Source organism: Bacteroides propionicifaciens DSM 19291 = JCM 14649 (assembly GCF_000375405.1).
GTDB lineage: Bacteria > Bacteroidota > Bacteroidia > Bacteroidales > Bacteroidaceae > Bacteroides_E > Bacteroides_E propionicifaciens.
Genome location: NZ_AQWS01000046.1, coordinates 1 through 10,696, shown reverse-complemented (window position 1 = coordinate 10,696; position 10,696 = coordinate 1). Strand labels below are relative to the sequence as shown.

Sequence of the window (10,696 nt, the reverse complement as noted above, 5' to 3'; positions counted from 1 at the left end):
CTTTACCTTCTGCTCTAACTCTAAAATTTTCTGCTCTTGACTCTTAGGCATATTACTGGGTGTTTGATTCTCCCAGTCAAATTTACCATATTTTCTGAGCCAACAAACAATTGTTGAACGAGATTGAATACCATATTTACGTTGTGCACTAGTGGCAGAGAGTTCTCCACGTTCAATCTCAGAAACAAGGGACAATTTAAAGGACATACTATAATCCTTTTGAGTACGTTTTACATACTGATCTTTAGACTCTTCCATAACATTACATGTATTGTGTAACGCTATATTAGGACGAGACAAATATTAAACTAAAAAAGGGAAGCTCTTAGTTGGCTCCCCTTTTTTATTAGTTGTAAATCTCTTTCTTTCCTGCCAGTAGCGTGTTTCGCATCAGCGAGACAATGGTCATTGGACCAACACCTCCAGGAACAGGAGTTATGAATGAACATTTTGGAGCTACTTCGTCAAAGTCAACATCTCCAAAGAGTTTGAATCCTGATTTGGTTTTATCGGAAGGAAGACGGGTTGTACCCACGTCAATAACTACAGCACCCTCTTTAACCATCTCCTTCTTAAGGAAGTGAGGTTGTCCAAGTGCTGCAATGATGATGTCAGCTGAAAGACATTCTTCTTTGATATCTTTTGAGTGACTATGGCAGATTGTAACTGTTGCGTTACCTGGATAAGTTTTTTGCATCATTAGTGAAGCCATAGGCTTACCAACAATATTACTTCTACCCAAGACTACGCATTTTTTACCTTCAGTCTCTATTTTATATCTTCTAAGTAATTCTAGAATTCCATTGGGAGTTGCCGAAATATAGCAAGGTAAACCAATAGAAAGGCGACCCACATTAATGGGGTGAAAGCCGTCCACATCTTTTTTGTAGTCAATAGCTTCAATTACTTTTTGTTCAGAGATATGCTTTGGTAAAGGGAGCTGAACGATAAAACCATCAACGTCTGCATCTAAATTTAGTTCTTCAACCTTCTTTAAAAGTTCAGCTTCTGTAACGTCGTTTTCATAACGAATAAGTGATGATTTAAAACCACATTCCTCACAAGCTTTGACCTTTGAGGCTACATACGTTTCACTTCCACCGTCGTGTCCTACCAAAATAGCAGCTAAATGTGGTCGCTTACCACCTTTGGCTAATATCTCATTAACTTCTTGAGCTATTTCTTCTTTTATCTGTTTAGCTATCGCTTTACCATCAATTAAAGTCATAGTTTTTTATTTTAAATTATCTACCCTTAGGCATGAAGCGTGCAAGTTTACTTGGTCCACCCGAAACCATTTTCATCATCTTACGAGTTTGGTCAAACTGTTTAAGTAAACGATTCACTTCTTGAATATTTGTACCGCTTCCGTCTGCAATTCTTTTTCTTCTTGTACCGTTGATTAAATCAGGTTGAGTTCTTTCTGTTGGGGTCATTGAGTGAATGATAGCCTCAATACTCTTGAATGCATCATCGTCAATGTCGATATCCTTAATAGCCTTACCAACACCAGGAATCATGGCTGCTAAGTCTTTCAGGTTACCCATCTTTTTGATTTGTTGGATTTGCGAAAGGAAGTCATTAAAATCGAATTGATTCTTTTGAATCTTCTTTTGAAGTTTCTTCGCTTCATCCTCATCGTATTGTTCTTGTGCTCTTTCAACAAGTGATACGATATCACCCATGCCCAAAATACGATCGGCCATACGTGAAGGGTGGAATTGATCAATTGCTTCTAGCTTTTCGCCAGTACCAACAAACTTAATTGGTTTGTCAACTACTGTACGAATAGAAAGAGCTGCACCACCACGAGTATCACCATCTAACTTTGTTAGAACTACACCGTTGAAATCAAGACGTAGGTTAAACTCTTTGGCTGTATTAACAGCATCTTGACCTGTCATTGAGTCAACTACAAAGAGAATTTCATTGGGGTTGATCGCCTCTTTTATAGCAGCAATCTCATTCATCATCTCTTCGTCAATGGCTAGACGTCCAGCAGTATCGATGATTACCACATCGTAAGCCTTCGCTTTGGCCTCTTGAATTGCATTGAGTGCAATCTTTACAGGATTTTTGCTTTCAGGTTCAGAGAATACAGGTACACCAATTTGCTCTCCAAGAACTTTAAGCTGGTCAACAGCTGCAGGACGGTACACGTCACAAGCAACAAGAAGTGGAGATTTGTTCTTTTTAGTTTTTAAGAACTTAGCTAGCTTTCCTGAGAATGTGGTTTTACCAGAACCTTGAAGCCCCGACATCAGAATTACTGCAGGTTTACCCTGAATATCAAAGTCTGCTGTTTCTCCACCCATTAATGTTGTCAGTTCGTCGTGAACGATCTTAATCATTAATTGGCTAGGCTTAACTGCAGTTAGTACGTTTTGTCCTAAAGCCTTTTCTTTTACAGTATCTGTAAATTTCTTTGCTACCTTATAGTTTACGTCAGCGTCTAAAAGAGCTCTACGTACATCTTTTAGTGTTTCTGCAACATTGATTTCGGTGATAGTACCTTCACCTTTAAGAAGTTTAAAAGACCTATCTAGTCTTTCACTTAAATTATCAAACATATATGATTAGGTATTTCAAGTTTATTATTATTCAGTACTCACTATTATAGTTAGTTACAAATGTACGAAAAACAATGATATTTAAATATTTTTGTTTTGCCAATTTCCCCTTTTAAAGTAGAGATAGCTCACAATAAACAGCATTCCGTAATAAACGATCTCTGTGGTGAAGCATATTTCAACTGGAGCTTTGAGAACTAGCCCTACTATAGCAACATAACCAGTGTAAATAATTAGCGTAATAACTTCTAGCCAAAGAGCTGAGCGTGTGTTCCCCGTTCCTGATATTGCGCTAAAAACGATATTGGCTACCGAGGCAATAAGCATTGCGACTATGATAACATAGATAGAGCTTACTGATCCTTCAATTAAGTCGGTGTTATTTGTATAGATAGAGAGTATAAAGCGTGGAAATAAAGAGATAAATGTTGTCAGTATAATCATGATAAATAGCGAGACTCGCGCAATCTTCCAAACTAATTTGCTAACATTCTTAATCCCTCCTGAACCAATTAAGTTACTAACCAAGCTATTAGCTGTGGTCGATAAGGCATTGACAGGTATGAGTATTACGACATAAATACTTCTGATAATATTGCTGATTGCTAGTTGTTGTTCTCCGAGTCTTTCAACGGCAACAAAGAAGATAAACCATGTTGACATCGAAAGGAAGTATTGCAGCATGGTAAACGATGAAATACGCAGGATTCGTCCAAGTAGTTTTGGGTTAAATGAATAGCGAAGGTTTGTTAAACCGTATTTCTTAAAGTCTACTGCAGCATAGGTATAGATAATGAAGAACAGAATTGATACTGCTTCAGCGATAACAGAGGCAATGGCCGCACCCTTAATTCCGAGTTCAGGCATTCCCAGGTGTCCAAATATTAAGCCGTAATCGAGCACGACATTTGTAAGTGCCATAAAGACGGCATTTGCAGTCATTACTTTGGTCTTAGTAATCCCCACATAGAAGGCCCGAAACATTACATTAATAAACGAAAAGAAGAAACCGTAGATTCGGTAGTCTAAGAACTCCATGGTGGCATCATAAACATTGGGAGAGCTGACCAAAAGATGCATTATGTCGCCGCCAAAAGCTTTAGTTAGGCCAAATAACACGAAAGCTAATCCCAATAAGAAGATTACCCCTTGTATCATAACTGGGCCGACCTCAAAATATCGTCCCTCACCATTTCTACGAGCTATTACAATCTGCGAACCTGTACTAAAACCAAAGGCTAGCGTAAAGATACAAATGTAAAATAATCCACCCATGGCTGATCCGCCAATTGCGACTTCGCTAACTCTTCCAAGAAAGGCTGTATCAGTGACATTGATTATGTTCTGGGCCAGCAAGCTTAGCAATATAGGGTAACTTACTTTCCAAATATTTTTGTTTGTAAACATGGTAATCTAATTAATGGATGCGCAAATATACCTCTAATTATTTTAATAGATTTGGCTTTTAACTCACTTTTAGATAACCCATAAAAAGCAATCAGGGCGATACTGTAAGGTATCGCCCTGATTGCTTTTTATTCAACTATATAATAAGTTTTAATTAGCTGTTCATGCTCATTAAGAACTCGTCATTATTGCGTGTGTTTTCGATGCGTTTTTTAACGAAGTCCATAGCTTCAATAGGATTCATATCTGCTAAGTATTTGCGTAAAATCCACATACGGTCTAGTGTTGTTTTATCTAATAATAAATCATCTCTTCGTGTGCTCGAAGCTGTAATATTAACAGCAGGGTAGATGCGCTTATTAGCTAAGTTACGATCGAGTTGTAATTCCATATTACCAGTTCCTTTGAACTCTTCAAAGATTACTTCATCCATTTTCGAACCTGTGTCGATTAGGGCTGTAGCAATAATAGTAAGTGAACCACCATTTTCGATGTTACGAGCTGCTCCAAAGAAACGTTTAGGTTTGTGTAATGCGTTTGCATCTACACCACCCGAAAGTACTTTACCTGAAGCGGGAGACACTGTGTTGTATGCACGAGCTAGACGAGTGATTGAGTCGAGGAATATGATTACATCATGACCACATTCAACCATTCTTTTGGCTTTTTCGAGTACGATACCTGCGATTTTAACGTGGCGTTCTGCCGGTTCATCAAATGTTGATGCTATAACTTCTGCATTCACGCTACGCGCCATGTCGGTAACCTCTTCAGGTCTTTCATCAATTAGTAGCATTATCATATATGCTTCTGGGTGATTGGCAGAGATTGCATTAGCAATGTTTTTCATCAGGATGGTCTTACCTGTTTTGGGCTGTGCTACGATTAGAGCACGCTGACCTTTACCTATTGGTGAAAACAAATCTACAATTCTTGCCGACATTGTGTCAGAAGAGTCGCCTTTGCATAGTTGGAATTTCTCGTCAGGGAAAAGAGGAGTAAGGTGGTCGAAAGAAATTCGATCTCTAACAAGAGAAGGTTCTTTTCCATTTATCTTTTCGACTTTTACTAGCGGGAAATATTTCTCACCCTCTTTTGGAGGACGGATAACACCTTCTACAACGTCGCCAGTGCGAAGTCCGAATAGTTTTATCTGTGATTGAGAAACATAAATATCATCTGGTGATGAAAGGTAGTTATAGTCAGAAGAGCGTAAGAAACCATAGCCATCTTGCATAGTCTCCAGTACACCAGCACCTTTAAGAATATCATCAAACTCGTAAGTTTTTACTTCTGGTCGCGCATTTGCTTGACGTGGTTTATTATTGTTGGCTGGTGAAGGGAGATTCTTTCTGACAATATTTCTAGAGTTATCAGCTGTTGCGGCAGGTGTAGCTTCAGTAGTCGAAACAATAGTTTCCATTTTTGAAGCGGGTTTACGCGCAATCTCTTCAATTGGAATGAAGTCTTCTTGAATTTCAGTAGCAACTTCGGTTGTTTCTTGCTTTGAAGTAAGCTTTTCATCTTCTTCTTTAAGCTCTACTGTTTTAGGTTCAACTGTCTTTTTTGCAGGTTCTGCTTTTGGATCAGCTGGCTTAATCTCCTTTTTTATAGGTTCTTTAGCGATAACCTTGCTTTCTTTCTTTTCAACAGGTTGCGTACTTTTTTCTGTCTCTTTAGCTACTGGAGCTTTAGGTTCAGTAGTCTTTTCGGCTGCGGCCTTTTTAGGACGCCCTGGTTTTCTCTTTTTAGGAGCTTCTTCTTTTGCAGGAGATGCACCTTCTTCTTTTGCACTAGCTTTAGCAGCTGGTTTTGCAACTACTTTTGCTGTTTTCTCTGGAGTTGACTCTGGTCGGCTGGTTTCTCCATTTTTATTTGAAGTAATAACTTTGTCCGGAGAGTCTTTTTTAGCGGGCATTCGAGTGCGTTTCTTTTTGTCGTCGCTACGATCATCTTTGTTTTTAGCACCATCCACTTTTTTAGCAGCATCGGCAATAGCTTGTTCGTCTAGAATTCTATAAACCAATTCTTCTTTCTTGAAAGAATCAATCTTTTTAATATCTAGAGTTTTAGCAATTTCTTTTAGTTCAGACAAGTTTTTGTCGTTCAATTGGATTATATTATACATATAATATAGTAAGTGGTTAATATTTATTAGCTCTAGTGTAGTTTGTTATTAAGGTAAACAGATCGTTTATTGCTTATTTTAAATATGCACTAGTGTAGAGCAATCGATTTTTAAAATATGTGTTGTAGGAGTTTGATATTGAAGAGGAAATTAATGTAAAAAAGCTTATACTTCTTAGATGAAAAGCTTTAAAGCATCCACTAATTCAATAATGCAAACATAATCATTTTATTTTATTATGCAGTAAGTTTGTGCATAAAAGTGTATAATAGACTCCAAATAATGCTTTTAAAGCTTGTGCTTTATCTCTAATTGCGTTATACTAATTCAATATACGAATAATTATAGCTCTTTTGGTCGCTTTAGTTATGCAAAACCTGTTGTCAATTCGTTTCCCTACCACCCAAATAATGTCTGAATTGTGCTTTAATAACCATTGCGACTCTTTTTGAGCAGCTGAGTATTTATTGTCGATGAAGAAGTCACTAATGTTTTTTCTCCCCTTCATTCCGTAAGGGACAAAATAGTCGCCATCTTGCCACTTATTAAATTCTAAATTATCTTTATCTATAAGATCTGCATCAAAGCAGGCAAGGTTTTTATCTCTAGGAATCTGAAATTGAGTATCAATATCTTGATAATTAATACTGATTTGTGGTAGTCTTTGCTCCAAAGTGTCGACCTCTTTGAGAGGCTCAATATGCAATTTTCCTCTATTTCTAAGAATCTTGTATCCTTCAGAGAAGAATATCTTAGATTCTGTGCTTTCTAAAGTGTTAAATAAATCTTCAATTTGTGCGCTATTAAATCCCAGCGGATAACAGATTTCGTATAGTAGGGTTTGAGGGCTTACCTCGCCAAACAACAATCTGATGTCGATTTGATTATTCTTTAGAACCCGACTTGTGGCCTCTTCTATAGCTTTCTTATATACTAGTTGAACTTGGTTTAAGTAAGTTATTGTATTCTGAATATTTTTTTGGCACGCCGTATTTATTTGCTCTAAAGCTGGAATGATATTTAGGCGCACCTTATTACGTGCAAACTCATCTTCAAGGTTTGTGCTGTCGGTAACATAAGGTTGATTTTTATCTTTAAGATACGTCTCTACCTCTTGACGTGAGATGGATAGTATTGGACGGATAATATGACCATTAATTGGTTGTATGCCAGTTAAACCTTTAAGACCAGTTCCTCTGGCAAGATTTAATATCAGAGTTTCAATATTATCATCTCTGTGGTGTGCTATAGCAATCTTATCTCCTTTACCTTCAACTACTAGCTTATCAAACCAAGAATAGCGCAAATCGCGAGCAGCCATTTCGATTGATATTCTATTTTGAACTGCATATTCAGTGGTGTCAAAATGTTCTATATAAATTGGTATATGATAGTTGTGACAGAGCTCTTCAGCAAACTTTTGGTCACGATTGGACTCTTCACCCCGCAGGTGAAAATTACAATGTGCTGCCGCGCATTTATATCCCAATTCGTTTAGAACAAGAAGTAGGGCTACCGAATCGGCGCCTCCACTTAGCCCAACGATAAGTGTTTCATTGGTATTGGCTAAGTTTTCTTGCTTAATATATTCGGCTATAGTTGACTTTATCATACATGCAAATATAATGATATTATTTGAGTTCAAATTGTTCAATATACCTAATTGTAGGTATTCTTTACCTCTTAATTTGAAAACAATCTAAATAATTTGCCACTAAGATGGAATACTATATATTTGCACAAAAGAAATTTAGTTAATATGCGTTTATCCGATTTACAGACTGGTGAGAAGGGGGTAATTGTAAAAGTATTAGGACATGGTGGTTTCCGAAAACGTATCGTTGAGATGGGTTTTATTAAAGGAAAAACCGTTGAAGTTGTCCTAAATGCTCCATTAAAAGACCCTATTAAATATAGAATTTTAGGTTATGAGGTTTCACTTAGACGTAGTGAGGCAGAGATGATTGAAGTCATTGCTGAGCATGATGCACTTAAAGACCTTGATGATGAAAATATTCTTAATGGCCTTCATGAAGATATCAATATAACGGATGAACAATTAGAGCGAATTGCCTTGGGTAAACGTCGAACCATCAAAGTTGCGCTTGTAGGGAATCCTAACTGTGGGAAAACCTCACTATTTAATATAGCCTCAGGTTCACATGCTAAGGTTGGTAATTATGGTGGTGTAACTGTTGATGCACACGAAGGTTTTTTTGAGTTCGAAGGGTATAACTTCAAACTCGTTGACTTACCTGGCACTTATTCTCTATCTGCCTATACTCCCGAAGAGAAATACGTTCGAGAACACCTCGTCCAAGAAACTCCTGATATTGTTATAAATGTGGTTGATGCTTCAAATTTGGAGCGAAACTTATACCTGACTACTCAACTCATTGATATGAACTTGAGGATGGTTGTAGCACTTAATATTTACGATGAGCTTGAAGCCAAAGGCGATCAGCTCGACTATGTTAAGTTGAGCAAGTTGTTGGGAGTTCCTATGGTTCCTACGATTTGTCGTGAGGGTAAAGGTATAGATAACCTCTTCCATATTATTATTAACTTGTATGAGGGTGCCGACTTCATGGATAAAGATGGCAATATTTTCCCTGAAGTTCAAAAACAACTGCTTGATTGGCATAAAAATTATGTTGATGAGTCTAAGCATGAAAAGCATTTAGAAGATTATACCGATTCGCATATTCTTCACAATAAGAAAGTATTTAAACATATCCATATAAATCACGGTGAAGTATTGGAAGATGGTATTGATGCTGTAAAAGCTGAAATATCTAAAAATGAATCGATCAGACACAAATACTCTACTCGTTTTCTATCTATTAAACTATTAGAGAATGATCCTGAGTTTGAACAAATGGTTGAAATTCTTCCTAATGGAGAAGATATTATTAAAACCAGGAATACCGTTTCTGCTCAAATATCCGAATCACTTCACGACGATACCGAATCAGCTATCACCGATTCAAAATATAAGTTTATTGAAGGGTTGCTCAATCAGACTTTGAAAGTTGGCGTTAAGCAATCAAGAAGAATAACGCATTGGTTAGACCATTTGGTTACGCATCGCATATGGGGATATCCTGTTTTTATCCTCTTTATGTATATCATGTTCTCTTGTACCTTTATTCTGGGCGAATATCCTATGATGGGCATCGAGTGGCTTGTTGAGCAATTGGGTGAATTTATCAACTCAAACATGTCGGATGGGGTTTTTCGAGATATGCTTGTTAATGGAGTTGTAACTGGAGTAGGGGGCGTTATCGTATTTTTACCTAACATCCTTATTCTATATTTCTTTATCTCCGTAATGGAAGAGTCGGGCTATATGGCTCGTGCTGCTTTCATAATGGATAAGCTAATGAATAAGATGGGACTCCATGGTAAGTCATTTATTCCTCTGCTTATGGGTTTTGGTTGTAATGTGCCTGCTATTATGGCTTCGCGTACTATCGAAGATCGAAAGAATAGGTTGGTTACTATACTTGTTAACCCTCTGATGTCTTGCGGTGCAAGGCTTCCAATCTATCTGGTGTTGATTGGTGCTTTTTTTCCTAGTAATCAAGGCTTAGTTTTGCTTTCTATCTATTTAATAGGTATATTATTAGCTATTATTATGGCAAAACTGTTTACGAAGTTCTTAGTAAAGGGCGAACGTTCACCTTTTGTTATGGAGTTACCTCCTTATCGAATGCCTACGGGTAAGGCAATTATGCGTCATACTTGGAATAAGGGATCTCAGTACCTCAAGAAAATGGGTTCTATCATATTAATTGCTTCTGTAATCGTATGGTTCTTGGGTACCTATCCTAAAGGCGATTTTGCTAGTGAGCAGGAACAACAAGAGAACTCTTATATCGGATATATTGGTAAGGCTATAGAGCCTGCAATTGCACCATTAGGCTTCGATTGGAAGATGGGTGTAGGTTTGTTATCGGGTGCTGGGGCTAAAGAATTAGTTGTAAGTACACTTTCTGTACTCTATGGTGCAGATGAGGATGGCTCCAATTTAGGTCAGCGCATGGGTATTACTCCATTGATTGCTTATGCCTATATGGTGTTCTGTCTGTTATACTTCCCTTGTGTTGCTGCAATAGTAGCCGTTAAACAAGAGACTGGAGGTTGGAAATGGGCTATATTTACGATAGTCTATACCACAGCTTTGGCATGGAGTATTTCGTTTCTACTATATAAAATAGGAGGATTATTTATATGAACAATTGGCAAGACTGGGCTGTAATATTCATCTTGATTATCTGTTTCGGATGGGTAGCCTATAAAATATATCACTTTATTATGCGGACAAAAAGAAATGAAAGTCCGTGTAGTAGCTGCGCAAGTGGCTGTGCATTAAAGAATAGTATCAATAAGGATACTACTAATTCACATGCTTGTGGTTCAAGTGATTCTAAAAAACCAACAGAAAGTTTTGAAAAGAATAAATAAATTAGCTATCTTTGCAATCGCAAAAGCAAATGGTACCTTGACCGAGTGGCTAGGTAGTGGTCTGCAAAACCATCTACGGCAGTTCGAATCTGCCAGGTACCTCTTCTTAGCGTGAGAAGAGAAT

8 protein-coding genes and 1 tRNA gene are annotated in these 10,696 nt (G+C 37.5%); 3 read left to right on the top strand and 6 right to left on the bottom strand.

All coding sequences use genetic code 11. From position 1 onward, the window contains the following. The 6 genes from B091_RS0110945 to tilS all read right to left on the bottom strand — a co-directional run. Positions 1-258, bottom strand: a 258-nt coding sequence (locus B091_RS0110945; protein WP_018110037.1) for a hypothetical protein, incomplete at its 3' end; no start/stop codon positions are given. An 88-nt stretch (positions 259-346) separates the two neighbouring features. Then, entirely contained in the window at positions 347-1,228 is an 882-nt protein-coding gene (gene folD, locus B091_RS0110940) for a bifunctional methylenetetrahydrofolate dehydrogenase/methenyltetrahydrofolate cyclohydrolase FolD (protein WP_018110036.1), read from the bottom strand. 16 nt (positions 1,229-1,244) lie between these two features. Then, on the bottom strand, positions 1,245-2,570 hold the full coding sequence (gene ffh / locus B091_RS0110935; protein WP_018110035.1) for a signal recognition particle protein: 1,326 nt from the start codon (positions 2,568-2,570) through the stop codon (positions 1,245-1,247). Between the two features lie 81 nt (positions 2,571-2,651). Beyond that, positions 2,652-3,977 carry an MATE family efflux transporter gene (locus tag B091_RS0110930; RefSeq protein WP_018110034.1) on the bottom strand — a complete coding sequence of 442 codons (1,326 nt, stop codon included), beginning with the start codon at positions 3,975-3,977 and terminating at the stop codon, positions 2,652-2,654. 154 nt (positions 3,978-4,131) lie between these two features. Further along, the gene (gene rho, locus B091_RS0110925) at positions 4,132-6,105 is read right to left on the bottom strand and encodes a transcription termination factor Rho (protein ID WP_018110033.1); all 1,974 of its coding nucleotides are present in this window, start codon (positions 6,103-6,105) and stop codon (positions 4,132-4,134) included. A gap of 322 nt (positions 6,106-6,427) precedes the next feature. Next, positions 6,428-7,717 carry a tRNA lysidine(34) synthetase TilS gene (tilS, locus tag B091_RS0110920; protein ID WP_018110032.1) on the bottom strand — a complete coding sequence of 430 codons (1,290 nt, stop codon included), beginning with the start codon at positions 7,715-7,717 and terminating at the stop codon, positions 6,428-6,430. Between the two features lie 147 nt (positions 7,718-7,864). Between tilS and feoB the strand changes: the two genes are divergently transcribed. The 3 genes from feoB (at position 7,865) to B091_RS12675 (ending at position 10,674) form a co-directional block, all read left to right on the top strand. Next, complete coding sequence (feoB, locus tag B091_RS0110915; RefSeq protein WP_018110031.1) at positions 7,865-10,342, top strand: ferrous iron transport protein B; 2,478 nt, start codon at positions 7,865-7,867, stop codon at positions 10,340-10,342. Beyond that, positions 10,339-10,572 carry a hypothetical protein gene (locus B091_RS12680; protein ID WP_155888345.1) on the top strand — a complete coding sequence of 78 codons (234 nt, stop codon included), beginning with the start codon at positions 10,339-10,341 and terminating at the stop codon, positions 10,570-10,572. Before feoB ends, B091_RS12680 begins: the two co-directional genes overlap by 4 nt. A 31-nt stretch (positions 10,573-10,603) precedes the next feature. Next, positions 10,604-10,674, top strand: a tRNA-Cys gene (locus B091_RS12675). Positions 10,675-10,696 lie beyond the last annotated feature (22 nt).